Source organism: Alcanivorax sp. UBA3183 (assembly GCF_002364155.1).
Lineage (GTDB): Bacteria > Pseudomonadota > Gammaproteobacteria > Pseudomonadales > Alcanivoracaceae > Alcanivorax > Alcanivorax jadensis.
Window position 1 is genome coordinate 264,294 of record NZ_DEXN01000009.1, and the last position, 17,723, is coordinate 282,016.

At 59.2% G+C, this 17,723-nt stretch carries 15 protein-coding genes; 10 read left to right on the forward strand and 5 right to left on the reverse strand.

From position 1 onward, the window contains the following. Positions 1 to 59: 59 nt before the first annotated feature. The 4 genes from frr to rpsB all read right to left on the reverse strand — a co-directional run bounded on the left by frr (position 60) and on the right by rpsB (position 3,439). Positions 60 to 617, reverse strand: coding sequence for a ribosome recycling factor (frr, locus tag B3Q33_RS04355; RefSeq protein ID WP_272962865.1), 558 nt, complete (start codon positions 615 to 617; stop codon positions 60 to 62). Between the two features lie 120 nt (positions 618 to 737). Continuing rightward, positions 738 to 1,472: a UMP kinase gene (pyrH, locus tag B3Q33_RS04360; RefSeq protein WP_272962864.1), complete on the reverse strand. Its 735-nt coding sequence runs from the start codon at positions 1,470 to 1,472 to the stop codon at positions 738 to 740. Positions 1,473 to 1,736: 264 nt separating this feature from the next. Continuing rightward, a complete protein-coding gene (gene tsf, locus B3Q33_RS04365; RefSeq protein WP_273010287.1) occupies positions 1,737 to 2,615 on the reverse strand; it encodes a translation elongation factor Ts in 879 nt (292 codons plus the stop codon). A 65-nt stretch (positions 2,616 to 2,680) separates the two neighbouring features. Next, positions 2,681 to 3,439 carry a 30S ribosomal protein S2 gene (gene rpsB / locus B3Q33_RS04370; protein WP_062817763.1) on the reverse strand — a complete coding sequence of 253 codons (759 nt, stop codon included), beginning with the start codon at positions 3,437 to 3,439 and terminating at the stop codon, positions 2,681 to 2,683. A 296-nt stretch (positions 3,440 to 3,735) separates the two neighbouring features. Here rpsB and map point away from each other — a divergent pair, with 296 nt between their 5' ends. The 10 genes from map to B3Q33_RS04420 all read left to right on the forward strand — a co-directional run bounded on the left by map (position 3,736) and on the right by B3Q33_RS04420 (position 16,557). After that, positions 3,736 to 4,530 carry a type I methionyl aminopeptidase gene (gene map, locus B3Q33_RS04375; protein ID WP_272962863.1) on the forward strand — a complete coding sequence of 265 codons (795 nt, stop codon included), beginning with the start codon at positions 3,736 to 3,738 and terminating at the stop codon, positions 4,528 to 4,530. Between the two features lie 76 nt (positions 4,531 to 4,606). Then, a complete protein-coding gene (locus tag B3Q33_RS04380) occupies positions 4,607 to 7,279 on the forward strand; it encodes a [protein-PII] uridylyltransferase (RefSeq protein ID WP_272962862.1) in 2,673 nt (890 codons plus the stop codon). Positions 7,280 to 7,283: 4 nt separating this feature from the next. Next, positions 7,284 to 8,465, forward strand: coding sequence for a succinyldiaminopimelate transaminase (gene dapC / locus B3Q33_RS04385; RefSeq protein WP_272962861.1), 1,182 nt, complete (start codon positions 7,284 to 7,286; stop codon positions 8,463 to 8,465). A gap of 203 nt (positions 8,466 to 8,668) precedes the next feature. Continuing rightward, the gene (locus tag B3Q33_RS04390; RefSeq protein ID WP_272962860.1) at positions 8,669 to 9,016 is read left to right on the forward strand and encodes an ArsC family reductase; all 348 of its coding nucleotides are present in this window, start codon (positions 8,669 to 8,671) and stop codon (positions 9,014 to 9,016) included. 43 nt (positions 9,017 to 9,059) lie between these two features. After that, positions 9,060 to 10,094: a 2,3,4,5-tetrahydropyridine-2,6-dicarboxylate N-succinyltransferase gene (dapD, locus tag B3Q33_RS04395; RefSeq protein ID WP_272962859.1), complete on the forward strand. Its 1,035-nt coding sequence runs from the start codon at positions 9,060 to 9,062 to the stop codon at positions 10,092 to 10,094. A 154-nt stretch (positions 10,095 to 10,248) separates the two neighbouring features. Further along, the gene (gene dapE, locus B3Q33_RS04400; RefSeq protein WP_272962858.1) at positions 10,249 to 11,376 is read left to right on the forward strand and encodes a succinyl-diaminopimelate desuccinylase; all 1,128 of its coding nucleotides are present in this window, start codon (positions 10,249 to 10,251) and stop codon (positions 11,374 to 11,376) included. Between the two features lie 266 nt (positions 11,377 to 11,642). Then, positions 11,643 to 11,843, forward strand: coding sequence for a DUF1656 domain-containing protein (locus tag B3Q33_RS04405; protein WP_062817757.1), 201 nt, complete (start codon positions 11,643 to 11,645; stop codon positions 11,841 to 11,843). Positions 11,844 to 11,852: 9 nt separating this feature from the next. After that, entirely contained in the window at positions 11,853 to 12,731 is an 879-nt protein-coding gene (locus tag B3Q33_RS04410; RefSeq protein WP_272962857.1) for an HlyD family secretion protein, read from the forward strand. Continuing rightward, positions 12,728 to 14,824: an FUSC family protein gene (locus B3Q33_RS04415; RefSeq protein ID WP_272962856.1), complete on the forward strand. Its 2,097-nt coding sequence runs from the start codon at positions 12,728 to 12,730 to the stop codon at positions 14,822 to 14,824. The genes B3Q33_RS04410 and B3Q33_RS04415 overlap by 4 nt, the downstream gene beginning before the upstream one ends. A 134-nt stretch (positions 14,825 to 14,958) precedes the next feature. Continuing rightward, positions 14,959 to 16,557 carry an aldehyde dehydrogenase family protein gene (locus B3Q33_RS04420; RefSeq protein ID WP_272962855.1) on the forward strand — a complete coding sequence of 533 codons (1,599 nt, stop codon included), beginning with the start codon at positions 14,959 to 14,961 and terminating at the stop codon, positions 16,555 to 16,557. Positions 16,558 to 16,716: 159 nt separating this feature from the next. Here B3Q33_RS04420 and B3Q33_RS04425 read toward each other — a convergent pair whose 3' ends face one another. Further along, positions 16,717 to 17,586, reverse strand: coding sequence for a Dyp-type peroxidase (locus B3Q33_RS04425; RefSeq protein WP_272962854.1), 870 nt, complete (start codon positions 17,584 to 17,586; stop codon positions 16,717 to 16,719). Between the last annotated feature and the right edge of the window lie 137 nt (positions 17,587 to 17,723).

Genomic DNA, 17,723 nt, shown 5'->3' on the forward strand with positions numbered 1-17,723 from the left:
CCGCGATGAAGTCAGGGATTCAGGTCACAGCCCGCATCCGTGAATGATGACCGGTTGTGCTAAACGGTCATCAACTCCTCTTCCTTCTCTTTCAAGACCCGATCCACTTCAATCACCATCTTGTCGGTAAGCTGCTGGACAAGCTCTTCCCCGCGGCGCTCCTCGTCCTCGGAAATTTCCTTTTCCTTGAGCAGTTCCTTCAGGTCACTGTTGGCATCACGGCGAACGCTGCGCACGGAAACCCGTGCCTGCTCGGCTTCAGCTCGAACCACCTTGACCAGGTCCCGGCGGGTTTCCTCGGTCAACGGCGGCAGCGGTAGCCGGATCAGGCTACCGGAAGTAGACGGGTTCAGACCCAGGTCAGAGGTCATGATGGCCCGCTCTATCTGCGGAATCAGACTCTTGTCGAAGGGAGAGATGGTCAGGGTGCGCCCCTCTTCCACGGAGATATTGCCAAGCTGCTGCAGCGGCGTCTCCGCGCCATAGTAATCCACCGTGATATTGTCCAGCAGGCTGGGGTGGGCACGACCGGTACGCACACGCTTCAGCGCGGTATCCAGCGCAGCCAGACTCTTTTTCATGCGGGATTCTGCATCTTTGCGAATATCGTCAATCACCGTTATTCCTCGCCTTTCTTTTCAGCAGAGTCTGGAAAGCCTCGAGACGCCAACCAGACCCTTGTTATGCAACGTCCGCAGCGCGGACAACAAAAACTTCCAACAGCGGCCAGCCGGAGATTACCCGGCTTCCACCAGGGTCCCTTCGCTGCCACCCAGCATCAGGTTCAGCAGCGCACCCTTCTTGTTCATATCAAACACACGCAGAGGCATGGAGTGATCGCGGCACAGACAGATAGCCGTCAGATCCATGACTCCAAGCTTTTTATCCAGCACCTCGTCATAGGTCAAGGTGTCATATTTGATGGCCGCCGGGTTTTTCTGCGGATCATCACTATAGACTCCATCCACCTTGGTGGCCTTGAGAACCACATCGGCACTGATCTCAATACCGCGCAGACACGCCGCGGAATCGGTAGTAAAGAAGGGGTTGCCGGTACCGGCACAGAAAATCACCACTTCACCATTCTTGAGATGGCGATTGGCATTACGATGGTCATAATGCTCCACCACCCCGCTCATGGGGATCGCCGACATCAGACGAGTGCGGATATTGGACCGCTCCAGTGCATCACGCAGCGCCAGGCCGTTCATCACGGTCGCCAGCATGCCCATATGGTCGCCTGCCACCCGGTCAAGACCCGCGCTTTGCAACGCCGCGCCGCGGAACAGATTACCACCACCCACTACCAGGCCCACCTGGACCCCGATACCGACGAGCTGACCGATTTCCAGGGAAATCGCATCCAGTACTTTGGGATCAATCCCGAAGCCCTCGTCACCCGCCAGCGCTTCACCGCTCAGCTTGAGCAGAATCCGGTTATAGCGCGGCGAGCGCTCCTTGTTCGTCGGCATGTCTTGTTCTCCACCACTCATAAGAAAGCGCCACCCATGAATACCCGCTTTTACACTGTTACCGGCCTGGCAGCTGCTGCCGGGCCGGCCTTTACGCTGCGCTCATCCCGCGTCGGTATATGGTCTGCTAGCACAGTACCGCCCCGCACGATGGTTGCAAGCGCTTTTCCCTGAATCGCCCGTAACAGCCTGTCAACAGGCGAAAAAAACGCCCTGCTGATCTCGCCAGCAAGGCGTTCTTTGGTCATCGATCAGTGCTCAACCTCAGCCTTTGGCCGCAGCCTGTACCTCAGCAGCAAAATCGACTTCTTCTTTCTCAATACCTTCGCCCACAACCAGACGCTCGAAAGCGACGATCTCGGCGCCAGCACCCTTCACCAGGGCACCTACAGAGGTATTGGGGTCCTTCACGAACGGCTGATCCAGCAAGCTAACCTCTTTCAGGTACTTGTTGATCCGGCCGCCGAGCATCTTCTCGACGATCTCAGCCGGCTTGCCTTCCATATCAGGCTGGGCACGGATGATCTCTTTCTCTTTTTCCAGCACTTCAGCCGGAACCTGATCACCGCTGATCACCATCGGGTTAACCGCAGCCACATGCATGGCCACATCTTTACCCAGCTCGGCATCGCCGCCCTTCAGGGCCACCAGTACACCGATACGACCGCCATGGACGTAAGCGCCGATGGCGCCTTCTGCTTCCAGCTTGGCCGCACGACGGATCTGGATGTTCTCACCGATCTTCTGAACCAGCGCCTGGCGCGCCTCTTCAACGGTGGAGCCATCTTCCAGCTTCAGCTCGCCAATTTTGGCGGCGTCAGTTTCGCCAGCAGCCAGAGCTGCGCCAGCGACTTTGTCACAGAAACCCAGGAAGTTGTCATCACGAGCAACGAAATCGGTTTCAGAGTTGATTTCCACCATGACAGCCACGGTGTTGGCATCGTTGGTCGCAACCACGACACCGCCTTCCGCGGCGGTACGACCGGCTTTCTTGGCCGCTTTGGCCTGACCGGACTTACGCATATCATCAATGGCTTTTTCGATATCGCCATCCGCTTCCACCAGCGCCTTCTTGCACTCCATCATGCCAAGACCGGTACGCTCGCGAAGCTCCTTAACCATTGCAGCAGTTACAGCAGCCATGATTATCCTCTCAATTTGGTAAGTTTCGGTAATACAGGCAGGCCGCGGGGGCCTGCCTCGACGGATCAACCTTCGGCTTTCTCGCCTTCGGCCTCGTCGGCTACCTCGACGAATTCGCTTTCACCACCGGTCTGGTTCTGGGCGTACTGCTTGCCTTCCAGAATGGTGTCGGCCGCCGCTTTCACGTACAGCTGAATAGCACGGATGGCGTCGTCGTTACCCGGGATCACGTAATCTACGCCATCCGGGTTGGAGTTGGTGTCCACTACCGCTACAACCGGAATACCCAGCTTGCGGGCTTCCTGCAGGGCAATGTCTTCGTGATCCACGTCGATCACGAACAGGGCATCGGGCAGGCCGCCCATGTCCTTGATACCACCGATGGAACGCTCAAGCTTGTCCATCTCACGCTTGCGCATCAGGGCTTCTTTCTTGGTCAGCTTGTCAAAGGTACCGTCCTGGAACTGGGCTTCCAGCTCGCGATACCGCTTGATGGACTGACGGATCGTTTTCCAGTTGGTGAGCATGCCGCCCAACCAACGGTGATCAACGTAGGGCATACCGCAACGCTGAGCTTCTTCGCTCACCGCTTTCTGCGCTGCACGCTTGGTGCCAACAAACAGGATCTTGTTGTTGCTGGCAGCCAGCTTGTTCAGGAACGCCATGGCGTCGTTGAACAGAGGCAGGGTCTTTTCCAGGTTGATGATGTGAATCTTGTTACGGGCGCCAAAGATGTAAGCGTTCATCTTCGGGTTCCAGTAACGGGTCTGGTGGCCGAAGTGCACACCGGCCTTCAGCATATCGCGCATAGTTACGCTGGACATTGTTAATACTCCACTTTGGGTTAGGCCTCCACGCCCCCGCATAAACCCAACCAGCAACCTTAAACAGGAAAGCCGGCACCCGGGGCTATGTGACGGGGCATGTGTGATTTCCTTCCCCACCCAACGACGGTTACAATGCGGCACTTGTTGCCACAGGGCCGACAGTGAGCGGGAAAGCGCGCGCTTTATACCACAGACGCCCTTTCCGGGCAACGCCAAAGGCGCATTCGCAGCACAGAGAGTGCTGACGCATACCCGCTCAACCCACTGAAATAGCTGGAGTTTCCTCAAGTCTCATGAATGTTGTCATCAAAACCCCCGAACAGATCGCCAAAATGCGCGAAGCGGGCAAACTGGCCGCCGAAGTCCTGGAAATGATCGGCGAGCACGTCAAGGCGGGGGTCACCACCGAGGAACTGGACCGCATCTGTCACGACCATATCGTCAACAAGCAGCATGCCATCCCCGCCTGTCTGGGCTATGGCGGCGCGCCGGGCCGCATTCCGTTCCCCAAATCCGTTTGCACCTCGGTGAACCACGTGGTCTGCCATGGCATTCCCAATGACCGTAAAGCTCTCAAAAACGGCGACATCGTCAATATCGATGTCACCGTGATCAAGGATGGCTGGCACGGCGACACGTCCAAGATGTTTTATGTGGGAGAGCCCTCCGTACTGGCCCGCCGGCTGGTGGAAACCACCCGCGAGTGCATGATGGCCGGTATCCGCATGGTCAAACCCGGCGTCCGCCTGGGCGATATCGGCCACCGCATCCAGAAAATGGCCGAAGGTGAACGCTTCTCTGTGGTGCGCGAGTACTGCGGCCACGGCATCGGCGAGGGATTCCATGAAGAGCCCCAGGTGGTGCATTACGGCAAGCCTGGCACGGGTCTTGAATTGCAGGAAGGCATGGTGTTCACCATTGAACCCATGATCAATGCCGGCAAGGCGGCCAACAAGCTGCTGCCGGACAACTGGACCGTGGTCACCAAGGATCGCAAATTGTCTGCTCAGTGGGAGCACACCATCGCGGTAACCGCCGATGGTTACGAAGTTCTAACCGCCCGCAGCGAAGAAACCGATTTGTACTGACACGGGCCGCCAACCGGTTTCCTGCCAGTTACCGTTACGGTCGCTGGCATGCCCGCAACACCACCACAGGACATTCATGACCTTCTCCCCTGCCCTGCCCCAGGAACAACTGTTTGAGGCCCTCCAGGAAAGCGCCCAACCGGGCCAGTATGCCCGCCAGTATCTGGAGCAGGGTCAGGAGCGCCTCAACCAGGCCTTTGCCTCCACCGACATTACCGAACTGGTCCGCGCCCGGGCCGATCTGGTGGACCAGGTGATGATTGCCGCTTGGTCCCTGTTCGGACTCGCCGACCGGGATGGCGTGGCACTGGTGGCCGTGGGCGGCTATGGCCGGGCCGAGCTTCACCCCTGTTCTGATGTGGACGTGCTGGTGTTGATGGCCGACAGTCCGGATCAGACCCTGCGCGACTGCCTGGAGCGTTTCGTCGCGTTCCTGTGGGATATGGGCCTGGAAATCGGCCATGCAGTGCGCACTCTGGATGAATGCGTGGATCTGGCCCGGGAAGACATCACCGTTGCCACCAATATTATGGAAGCGCGCACTCTGGGTGGCAGCGACACCCTTCGCCTTCAGCTGGAAGAGCGCACCGGCCCCGAGCACATGTGGGACTCCGCCGCCTTCTTCGCCGCCAAGTGGCAGGAACAGGTAGCCCGGCACAAGCGCTTCAATGACACCGAATACAATCTTGAACCGGATCTGAAAAATGCCCCCGGCGGCCTGCGTGATGTGCAGATGATCGCCTGGGTGGCCAAACGCCACTTCAATGCCGACAGCCTGGAAGCCCTGGTAGATGTGGGCTTTCTCACCGCTGAAGAATATGGCGTGCTGCGCAAGTGCCTGGATTATCTCTGGGAAGTACGCTGGCAACTACACGTGCATACCGAGCGCAACGAAAACCGGCTGCTATTTGATCATCAGCGCCAGCTCGCCACCCGTCTGGGCCACGAGGATTCCGACGCCAACCTGGCGGTAGAGCATTTCATGAAAGGCTTCTATCGGGTGGCGCTGGCCCTGTCGGTGCTCAATGAAATGCTGCTGCAGCTGTTCGATGAGGTGATCCTGCACAACGAAAAGCCGGACCAGGTACGGCCACTGAATCGGCGCTTCCAGGTGCGCAACGACTACCTGGAAGTAACCAGCCCGCAAGTCTTCGAGAAACACCCAAGCGCCCTGCTGGAAGCCTTCGTGCTGATGGCCCAGAACCCGGAACTGAAAGGCATACGCGCCTCCACGGTGCGAGCGCTGATTTACAACCGCCGACAGATCAACGACGCCTTCCGCAATGATCCGGAAAATACCGGCCTGTTCATGCAGTTGCTGCGCAGCCCCCATGCCCTATTCTCGCAACTGCGACGCATGAAACGCTACGGCATCCTCGGCAAATACCTGCCGGAGTTCGGCGGCATCATCGGCATGATGCAGTACGACCTGTTCCACATCTACACCGTGGATGCCCATACCCTGCTGGTGATCAAGAACATGCGCCGGCTGCGCTATGAAGACCTGCGCGAAGAATTCCCGCTGGCCAGCGAGGTGTTCTACCGCCTGCCCAAACCGGAACTGCTCTACGCCGCCGGCCTGTACCACGATATTGCCAAGGGCCGTGGCGGCGACCATTCCGAGCTGGGCGCAGAAGATGCCATTGCCTTCTGCCAGCGCCACGGGCTAACCGCCTGGGACGGCAAGCTGGTGGCCTGGCTGGTGAGAAATCATCTCACCATGAGCGTGACCGCACAGCGCAAGGACATCTCCGACCCGGACGTAGTCTACGAATTTGCCCGCAAGGTTGGCGACCTGGTGCACCTGGATTATCTCTACGTGCTGACCGTGGCCGACATCAACGCCACCAACCCCACCCTGTGGAACTCCTGGCGCGCCTCCCTGCTCCGTCAGCTCTACACCGAGACCAAGCGTGCCCTGCGCCGGGGCCTCAACAACCCGGTGGAGAAACAGGACTGGATCGACGAAACCCGCGATGCCGCCATGAAAATGCTCACCGAGCGGGATCACGACCCCAAAGCCATCGAATCCCTGTGGGCGAACATCGGTGACGAATACTTTCTGCGCGAAACGCCCCGGGATATTTCCTGGCATACTGAAGCGCTGCTGGACCGGGATGACCCGGAAGACCCGCTGGTGCTGATCCGCGAATCCAGCCAGAGCGTACTGGCCGGCGGCTCGCAGATCTTTATCTACACCCCGGACACCCGCAACCTGTTCAGCGCGACGGTGAACGCCCTGGATACCCTGGGCCTGACCATCATGGACGCGCGCATCATTACCAGTGCCGACGGCTTCAGCCTGGATACCTATATCGTATTGGACGAGCACGGCACCCCCATTGGCGAGGACTGGCCGCGCATCGAACAGATTCGCAAGACGCTCACCGAGACCCTGAAGCATCCGGAACGCTTCTCCTCCACGGTGAGCCGGCGCATGCCTCGTCGACACAAACATTTCGATGTGCCCACCCAGGTATTGATCAGCAACGATATCGTCAACGACCGCACTGCCGTGGATATCCAGACCCTGGATCGCCCCGGCCTGCTCGCCCATATCGGCCGCATCTTCATGCGCTTCGAGTTGCTGGTGCAGAATGCCCGCATTGCCACCCTCGGCGAGCGCGTGGAAGACGTCTTCTTCATTACCGATCTCGATGGTGACCCGGTTTCCGACCCGGCCCTGTGTCAGGAGCTGCAGGAAACTCTCATCAAAGAGCTCGACGACAAGAACAACGGAAACTCCTGACCCTATGAACCCAGATCTGGAACGGTTGCACCCTTACCCGTTTGAAAAACTGAAACTCCTGTTCAAGAATTTGCCCGCCTCGGACAAGTCGCCCATTGCCCTGTCCATTGGCGAACCCAAGCACCCCTCGCCGGACTTTGTGCAACAGGTGCTGCGCGACAACTCAGCCCTGCTGTCGCGCTACCCGACCACCGCCGGCATTACGGAACTGAGTGACGCCATAGCCACCTGGCTCAAGCGCCGCTTCCACCTCAACAGCGTGGATGCCAGCAGCCAGGTACTGCCGGTGAACGGCACCCGGGAGGCCCTGTTTGCCTTTACCCAGGCCGTCATTGACCGTCAGCGTCAGCCACTGGTACTGATGCCCAACCCGTTCTACCAGATTTATGAAGGCGCCACCTTGCTCGCCGGTGGTGAGCCGATGTACCTGCCCTGCACAGACGACACTGGCCTGCAGCCGGATTTCGACGCGGTCAGCGAAGACACCTGGATTCGTACCCAGCTGCTGTTTATCTGCACTCCCGGTAACCCCACTGGCGCCACGCTTACCAAGGCCCAGCTCAAGGCCCTGATACAGCTGGCCGACAAGTATGATTTCGTCATCGCCTCGGACGAGTGTTATTCGGAAATCTACCGGGACAAGCCCCCCGCCGGCCTGCTGCAGGCCTGTGCGGAACTGGGCCGGGATGACTATCGCCGCTGCGTGGCCTTCCACTCCCTGTCCAAGCGCTCCAACCTGCCGGGGCTGCGCTCCGGCTTTGTGGCCGGTGACAGCGAAATCCTCAAGGGTTTCCTGCGCTACCGCACCTACCACGGCTGCGCCATGCCTATTCATCATCAGCTGGCCAGCATCGCAGCCTGGAATGATGAAAGCCATGTGGAAAAAAACCGGGCCCTTTATCGGGAAAAATTCGACGCGGTACTGGACATTCTCGGCGGCCCTCTTAAGGTATCCGCCCCGGCTGCGGGCTTCTACCTGTGGCCTAAAACACCGATTTCCGATGAGGAATTCGCCCGGCGCCTGCAAGCGGAGCAGAATGTCACCGTACTGCCCGGCCGCTACCTGTCACGCACAGTGAATGGCAAAAACCCGGGCAAGAACCGGGTACGAATGGCTCTGGTGGCTCCGCTGGAAGAGTGTGTAGAAGGGGCGAAACGCATCAAGGCGTTACTGGATACGCTGTAACATCGCCGTAGGAGCGTCGCTGGCGGCGCGATCAAAAACCAGGATCAAAAGCGATTTCACCACAGAGGGCACAGAGCACACAGAGTAAAACCCGTCTTTTCCTCAGTGATCTCTGTGCCCTCTGTGGTAAATAGCGCTTTTCAGGTTATGGGCTATCGCACCGCCAGCGAGGCTCCTACGGAAAGGCTCGAAGAGGAAAACACATGGAATTGACCATCTTCGGTATCAAGAACTGCGATACCATGAAGAAAGCCATGAACTGGCTGGATGAAAACGGCATCGACTATCACTTCCATGACTACAAGAAGGAAGGCGTGCCAGAGCAACGTCTTCGCCAGTGGCTGGAAGCACTGGGCTGGGAAACCGTGATCAACAAACGCGGTACCACCTGGAAAAAGCTGGATGATGCTGTCAAGGAATCCATGAACACAGAAAAGGCGATTACCGTGGCAACCGATAACCCGTCCATCATCAAACGCCCGATTCTGCAAAACGACAATTTCATCCTCGCCGGTTTCAAGGCCGACGAGTGGAAAGACACTTTGAATTAAGAAACGTCAGGCGCCTGACGTCCGACGCATAAGAGAGGACACCATGAGCAACTTTTTCGCCATCGCCCTGGGCTGCGGCACCAAGAACCGCAACGACAACTGGCTGGAAGTGTTTTATCCGGATCCAGCTCTCAACCCGGATGACAAACTGGTCGAAGTCATTCGCGAAGAACTCGGTTACGAAGGTGGTAATGCCGCCATCGAACTGACCCACCGTCAGGTACAGCACATTGCCCGCGAATGGCGCGAAGCCGGCTTCGAGCACGAAGCCAGCTATGCCGTTGCCTTCCAGGAGTCGGATCGCCCAGTGGTTCTCACTGTTCTGGAAACCGATGCAGAGCCGGCGTCCACCCCCGAGGCCTACCTGAAGCTGCAGCTGATTTCTCATCGTTTGGCAAAGCCACACGGTATTAACCTGTCCGGTATGTTCCCGCTGCTGCCCAATGTGGCATGGACCAACGAAGGGGCCGTGGACCTGGACGAACTGCCTGAGCGTCAGCTGATGGCTCGCCTTAACGGCAAGGTGCTGGAAGTGAACAGCGTGGACAAGTTTCCCAAGATGACCGACTACGTAGTGCCCAAGGGCGTGCGTATTGCCGACACCGCGCGGGTCCGTCTGGGCGCCTACGTGGGCGAAGGCACCACCATCATGCATGAAGGCTTTATCAATTTTAACGCCGGCACCGAAGGCCCGGGCATGATCGAAGGCCGTATTTCCGCCGGCGTGTTCGTGGGCAAAGGCTCCGACATTGGCGGCGGCGCCTCCACCATGGGCACCCTGTCCGGCGGCGGCAACATCATCATCTCCCTGGGCGAAGGCTGCCTGCTGGGCGCCAACGCCGGCACCGGCATTCCTCTGGGCGACCGCTGCACTATTGAAGCCGGCCTGTACATCACCTCCGGCTCCAAGGTGCAGCTACTGGACGACAAGGGCGAGATCGTGGACACCGTCAAGGCCCGCGATCTGGCCGGCCAGTCCGACCTGCTGTTCCGCCGCAACACCACGAACGGTGCGGTGCAGTGCCTTACCAACAAGAGCGCCATTGCCCTGAACGAAGAGCTGCATAAACATAATTAACGCAACAAGCGGCATGCTTCACACCCGCGTGTCCGCGTAATCTCTGTAGGAGCACCTCTCGAGGTGCGAACCAGCCACCGGGATTTTCCCTGACCGGTTCGCACCTCGAGAGGTGCCCCTACAGCGGCTTTGAATCACCGATACTGGAATACCCATGTCCCGCACCCTCGACTACACCAAAGAACTCATCCGCCGCGCCTCCGTTACCCCCGAGGACGAAGGCTGCCAGGACTGGATGATCGAAAAACTGGAAGCGCTTGGTTTCCAGTGCGAAACCCTGTGGTTCGAGGAAGTGCGAAACCTGTGGGCGCGGCGTGGCACCCAAGGGCCGGTGTTTGCCTTTGCCGGCCACACTGACGTGGTCCCCACCGGGGATGTGTCGGCATGGAAGTACGATCCTTTCACGCCCACCGAGGAAGGTGACCTGCTCTATGGGCGTGGCACCGCGGACATGAAAGGCTCCATCGCCGCCATCATGGTGGCCATTGAGGATTTTGTGGCAGCGCATCCGGACCACAACGGCAGCCTGGCGCTGTTGATCACCGCCGATGAAGAAGGCCCGTCAGTGAACGGCACCGTCAAAGTGGTCGAGCATCTGCAGGCCCGCAATGAACACATCGACTATTGCCTGGTGGGCGAACCCTCCTCCACCAATACCGTGGGCGATGTGATCAAGAATGGTCGCCGTGGCTCCCTCGGTGCACGCCTGACCGTAAAAGGCATTCAGGGGCACGTTGCCTACCCGCACCTGGCCCGCAACCCGGTCCACGATGCGGCACCAGCCCTGGCCGAGCTGGCCAGCACCGAATGGGATCAAGGAAACGATTTCTTCCCGGCCACCAGTTTCCAGATTTCCAACATCAACGCCGGCACCGGGGCCACCAATGTGATCCCCGGCACCTGCGAAGTGATCTTCAATTTCCGTTTCTCCACGGAACTGACCGATGCCCTGCTGCGCGAGCGCACCGAGGCTATCCTGGACAAACATGGCCTGGATTACGACCTGCAGTGGACCCTGTCCGGTCAGCCGTTCCTCACCGATCGCGGCGCCCTGGTGGACGCTGCCGTTACTGCCATCCTTGATGTCACCGGCCTCGACACGGAACTGTCCACCGCCGGCGGTACCAGTGACGGGCGCTTTATCGCCCCCACCGGCAGCCAGGTAGTGGAGCTGGGCCCCACCAATGCCACCATCCACAAGGTAGACGAGCACACCAGCATCAGCGAGCTGGATACACTGACCCGCATCTACACCCGCCTGCTCGAAAAGCTGATGCAGTGAATCGGTACTCGTTGCCGAGGATGTCCGTAGCGCGGAAACAGGCTAAATCCGACCTCTACTTATGGCACCTGTAGGAGCACCGCTCGAGGTGCGAACCCGAGCCCTGGCGAGGGAAACCATTTCGAGTGTCTTTCTGAACCTGTCGAGCCAGGAAGCTCCTTTTCAGTCCTTGCTGATGCGCGGTTCGCACCTCGAGCGGTGCTCCTACAGGTGCCCTGAATTATCCGTTACCATGCTCGCTAACATGACACTGCCGGGAAACAACGATGTGGCTGCATGAAATTCCGGTTGGCGGACTGCTGATCAGCCCCATGGTGCTGTTCGTGCTGCTGGGCATGGTGCTCACCCTGTTGACCTTCCTGCTGCTGCGCAAACTGGGCTGGCATCAGCAACTCTGGAAGAGTGCCTGGGTCTATCTGTCACTGTTTATCTGCTTTGTAGCCCTTTTCCTGAGAGCGCTGAGTTAGGGACAATTCATGCAACAACCGCTACGCATTCTGCTCACCGTAGTGCTGGTCATTCTGGCCCTGCTGGCCGGCAACTGGGTGTGGAATTATTACCTCTATGCCCCCTGGACCCGCGACGGCAAGGTGCGCGCCGAGATCATTACGCTATCCCCGGATGTGTCCGGCTGGGTAAGTGAGTTGCACATTCGTGATGACCAGACCGTAGAACAGGGCGATCCGCTGTTCCGTATCGATGATATCCGCTACCGCGCCACTCTGGCCCGGGCCGAAGCGCAGCTACTCCACGAGCAGGAATCTTTGCGCCTGGCTGAACATCAATATGAACGGCGCAAACGCCTGCACGCCGGCAACAGCATCAGCCGTGAAGAACTGGACAGTGCCCGTATCGAGGCGCAGTTAGCCGCTGCCAATGTAGCGCTCGCCGAGGCAGAACTGGCCAGCGCCAGAATCAACCTGGAGCGAACCAGTGTGGAAGCTCCCGCAGACGGCACTATTGTCAACCTGACCCTGCAGCAGGGAAACTTCGTTAATCAGGGCACTCCGGTAGTGTCCATGGTCAAGGCCGGCAGTTTCTATGTCACCGGCTACTTCGAGGAAACCAAACTACCCATGGTGAACGTGGGCCAGCGTGCCACCGTGGTATTGATGAACGGCGCCAGGAAACTGCGCGGCAAGGTCACCAGCGTGGGGCAGGCCATCGCCAACGCCAACACCCAGACCGACGGCCAGTTACTGCCCCAGGTCCAGCAGACCTTCAATTGGGTGCGGCTGGCCCAGCGCATTCCCGTCCATATCGAACTGGACCACATTCCCGACGATATTCTGCTAGCCGCCGGCATGACCGCCACCGTGCGCCTCCACGAGCAGGACACCAAGAGCGACCAATGAAACTGGATCCGCGACTGGCCGTCCTGCTCACTCCAGACCGCCAGTCTGTCCTGTTTGCCACCAAGGGCGTCATCGCCATGGCGCTGGCACTCTATCTGTCCATGCTGCTGCAACTGGACCGGCCCTACTGGGCGCTGATCTCCGCCGTGTTCCTGCAAGTGCGCCCGGAAACCGGGCTGGTGATCGAGAAAGGCTTCTGCCAGATCGGCGGCACCCTGGTTGGCGGCGCCATGGGACTGCTGATCCTGGCCTGGTTGCTCCCCTACCCGGCCCTCGCCATTGGCGCACTGACCCTGTGGATTGGTCTTAACGCTGGCGCCTCCGCCTGGGTACGCCAGGCCAATTTCATCTACGGTTTCGCCATGGCGGGCATCACCGCCACCCTCATTGTGGTGCTCGCCATCGCAGACCCGGCCAATACCTCCAGCCTGGGCATCTTCCACATTGCCAACGCCCGGGTCAGTGAGATCGTTCTCGGCGCCGTCTGCGCCACCCTGGTGAGCAGCTTACTGTGGCCAGTGCGAGTAAGCGGTCTGCTCAAGGAGCATGCCCGTACCGCCCTCAACCAGACACTGGCCTATCTGGAACTGGAACTGGACCCATCGGGCACCCATGCCAAACGCCATAATCAGGTGGATGCGCTACTGCAGGGTATTTTTGCACTCAGTGATGACAGCAGCGCCGTTCACTACGAGGGCAGCCATGGCCCGGGGCGGGCCCGGGCGGCCACAGTGATCTGCCACAAAACCCTTTCACTGGTGGCCCGCATCCGCGTTATCGGGCGCCTGATGCGCAACCACGACGAGCTGCTCACCCCGGCCCTTCGCGACCTGCTTGATGCCTTGCGGGCGGCATTCCAGCGCATGCGCGAAACCCCTTCCGCCGAACAGGCCATGAAAGAAGCCCAGGCCCTGCGACAGCAGCTGCGCGAAGCTCGCGGCGAACAAGCCGAGGATGCCCCGCCTCTGCAGCGGCGCTTCTTCCAGGTCAGTCAGAACCTGACATCGGACCTGATTCTGGCTCTGGAGGCCAACCGTGCCCTGCATTTCAGCCATGAAGTGCAACTGCGACCACAAGGACTGCGTCCTTACCGGGATCTACAGATCGCCTCCGCCGTGGGCCTGCGCAGTGCGCTGGTGTTTGCCCTTGCTGCCGGGCTCTGGGTCGGCACTGCCAGCCCCATGGCCATCATGCTGATGATCATGCCGGTCATGTTCACCATTCTCTTTGCACGTCTGCCAGAGCCGGATCAGGTGCTGAAACGGGCCACCTTCAGTTCCGTGCTGGCCGCACCGGTAGCCCTTTTTTTCACCCTGCCCCTGTTGGCCCTCAATAACGGCAACTTTCCCCTGCTCATCCTGATTCTCGGCGCGCCTCTTTTTGTCGGCCTGCTGGCCATCAGTAAACGCCTGACCCTGCCACTGGGGCTGGGCTTTTGCACGCCCTATATCATTCTGGTACAGCCGGGCAACGCCATGGATTTTGACGTGGCCCGGGTGGCCAGTAACGGCCTGGCAATCACCGTGGGAATCGCCATCGCCTTCCTCATGTTCCGTCTGATTACGCCACCCAATGGCCCCAACCTGCGCCGCCGGCTGATCCGCCAGACCGCCACCGACCTGACGTTGATGGGCAACCCCTCTGCGGCCACATCAGGTGCCGCCAACATCAATGAAGAATGGTTCAACGCGCGCATGGCCGACCGCCTGCGCTGGCTGACCATCTGTGACAAGGCCCTGCCGGAAGCCCAGCGCCATTTCACCGACCTGGGCCTCACCGGACTGAACCTGGGCCAGGTTTCCCTGTGGATTCAAAGTCGTCTGCGCAGCAATGCCCCACCCGCCCTGCTCGACAGCGCTGATCGCTGGCAGCTGGCCCTGGCTGCGGCCTATCAGGCCTGCTCCCGTGGCACCGTCGACGAGGGCTTTCGCCAACAATCGGAAAGGCTCAAACTGGACATGGACGACGCTGGCAACCTGGCTCAGCGCGACCGCGAACTGATTGCCGGCGCCCTGGAACGCATTGCCCTCACCTTCGAGCGCATGGCGTTCCGGCTGACGGAAGCGCAGCAAAGCCGTGGCGTCGCGGCCTGAAATCGGCCCGAACAGCACTGGCCACAATGTCTACTCTGTGTTTACCTATGTGCCTTTCCCGGAGCCAGACACTGGCCCTCCCAGAACAGCCCGCAGGCCACCTTTACGACCTGCCGTGATGGAGACTTCCTCACATGACCGCGCAAGAAAAACTCGACAGCAAAACCGTCCTGGACACCAACCCGGCCACCGGCACCGCCGTGGCCGAGCTGAATGAAACCGATCTGGCCAAGTTGCCAGAGATCATGGCCAAAGCCCGTGAAGCCCAGGCGATCTGGGCAGCCAAATCATTCAAGGAACGGGCTCGCCATATCACCATGATGCGTAGCTACATTGTCGACCGCGCCGACGACCTGGCTCGCACCGTCAGCGAGAGTAACGGCAAGACCCTTACCGACGCCCTGGCCACGGAAGTGCTCCCCTGTGCCCTGGCCTGCAAGTGGTACGCGAACAACGCTGAAAAATACCTGAAAGAAAAGAACCGTCCCGGCGGCAGCATCCTGTTCTTCAACAAGAAGACCCACATGCTACGTGTTCCTCTGGGTGTAGTGGGCATTATCAGCCCCTGGAACTATCCGCTATCCATCCCCTTCGGTGAAATTGTCATGGGCCTGATGGCCGGTAATGCCGTGCTGCTGAAAGTGGCTGCTGCCACACCGGCCGTAGGCCGCGCCATCGAGCAGATCATCGCTGCCGGGGAGTTACCCGAAGGCCTGTTCCATCATATCGTCGGCTCCGGTTCCAAAGTGGCCACCGGCTTTTTCGATAATGGTGTGGACAAACTGTTCTTCACCGGCAGCGTCCCCGCCGGCAAGACCCTGATGGCCCAAGCCGCCGAAACCCTCACCCCGGTGTCCCTGGAGCTGGGTGGCAACGACCCCATGCTGGTACTGGAAGATGCTGACCTGGAACGAGCCACCAATGGTGCCGCCTGGGCCGGTTACCAGAATGCCGGCCAGAGCTGTGGCGGCGTGGAAAGAGTGTATGTGGTGGACGCGGTCTACGACCAATTCGTGGATCTGCTCGCCAAGAAGACCCGCCAGTTGCGTCATGGCGTGGGTTGCAACGATTTCAATGTGGATATCGGCAGCCTGACCACTGCCGGTCAGCTGCGCACCGTGCAGCAGCATCTGGAAGATGCCCTGGCCAAGGGCGCCCGCATCGAAGCCCAGTCCCGCCCGGTAGGCAACGTGGAAAACGGCTTCTTCCACCCGGCTACACTGCTCACCAATGTGACTGACGACATGCTCACCATGTGTGATGAGACCTTCGGGCCTTTGATTGCCGTGCAACGCGTGGCTAACGAAGAAGATGCCATCCGCAAGGCCAATGAATCCAAGCTGGCGCTAACCTCCTCCGTGTGGACCAAGAACAACAAGCGTGGCCGCGCCATTGCTGCTCGTCTGCAATCCGGCGTCACCACCATCAATGATCATCTTTACAGCCACGGCCTGTCCGAAACCCCTTGGGGCGGCTGGAAGGAATCCGGCATCGGCCGCACCCACGGCCCGGAAGGCCTGGAGGAAATGACCCAGGCCAAAGCCGTCAACTGGGATATCCTGCCCTCCAAGCGCAACATCTTCTGGTACCCCTTCGACGAAGCCACCTACAACGGCATCAAGAACGCCCTGCACTTTGTTTTCCCCAAAGGCATCGGCCAGATGCTAGGTGCTTCACTGAAGCTCACCCCGTTCCTGGTGAAAAAGATGTTTACCAAATGGAAAACGGACTGAATCAGTTGACAGTTAGCAGTTGAAAGTTGACAGCTGCGCGATCCAGATTGTCTGTCATTGAAACGCAAGAGGCCGCGCCCGGTATACGGGCGCGGCCTCTTGCGTTTCAGGTCAAAACAGTTATTCCTCGCGTAGCTGTCAACTATCCACTATCAACTGTCAACTGATCTTATCAAGCCATTCCTGATCCGGCGCATACCACCACGATCCCATCACCGGGCGCGTGTAGTTCAGCAGGCGGTCTTTGACGGTGTCGTCGGCGATGCCGTACATGCGGCGCAGCAGGTAGTCGTAGCGGTCCAGTTCGCAGCAGAAGGCCAGGAAATACAGGCCATGCTCGCTGCTGTCACCGTAGGGCACAGAGCGACGCCACATTTTCTGGGGCACACCGTCCCGGTCCACATCGGTGCGGCCCACGTGGGCATCCGGCGGCATGCGCTCGTCGTCGAACTCCACCGCATCTTCCTTGGTGCGGCCGAACACGTTTTCCTGTTCGTTCACCGGCAGTTGGTTGAATTTCTTCAGGTCATGAACCCACTTCTGGGTCAGCACCCAACTGCCGCCCGCACCAGGATGCGGCTCGGCGATAAAGGCCGCCTTTTCTGCCTTGTCGCCGGTCGGGTTGCCGATACCATCGACAAAACCGGTCAGGTCGCGCATGTCGTGATAGACAAAGCTGTTCAGCTCCAGTTGCGTGGATAGCAGCTCGCCCACTGCATCCCGTACCTGCATACCGGCATCGAATAGATCGCCGCGCTCCTTCGCCTGTACCCAGACCCAAAGATCCCCCTGGGTTGCCGGCACATGGCCCTCCAGGGAAAATGGTGGAAAGCTGAAGCGGGTATCCAACTGCTCCCAGAGGGCTGGCCCGAACGCCATCAACACCGGGGTCTTTTCGCTTTTCAGCGAATTCAGCTGGCGCAATGCGGCTCTCACTGCCTGCATCTCCTGGCCACTGCCAAGGCAGAATTCGAAGAACAGATGATGCTGATAACTACGATCAAAAATCCCCGTTTGCGGTGTCGACACCGTTAACTCCTTAGTACTTATCAATAAACTGCCAATAGTCTAGCAAGGCTACCTGACTTGTTCCCGTGAATATAATGGACCATAGTACGAACTGGCAGACGCAATTCTGAAACAAATTGAAATATGCGCTGGTGTTC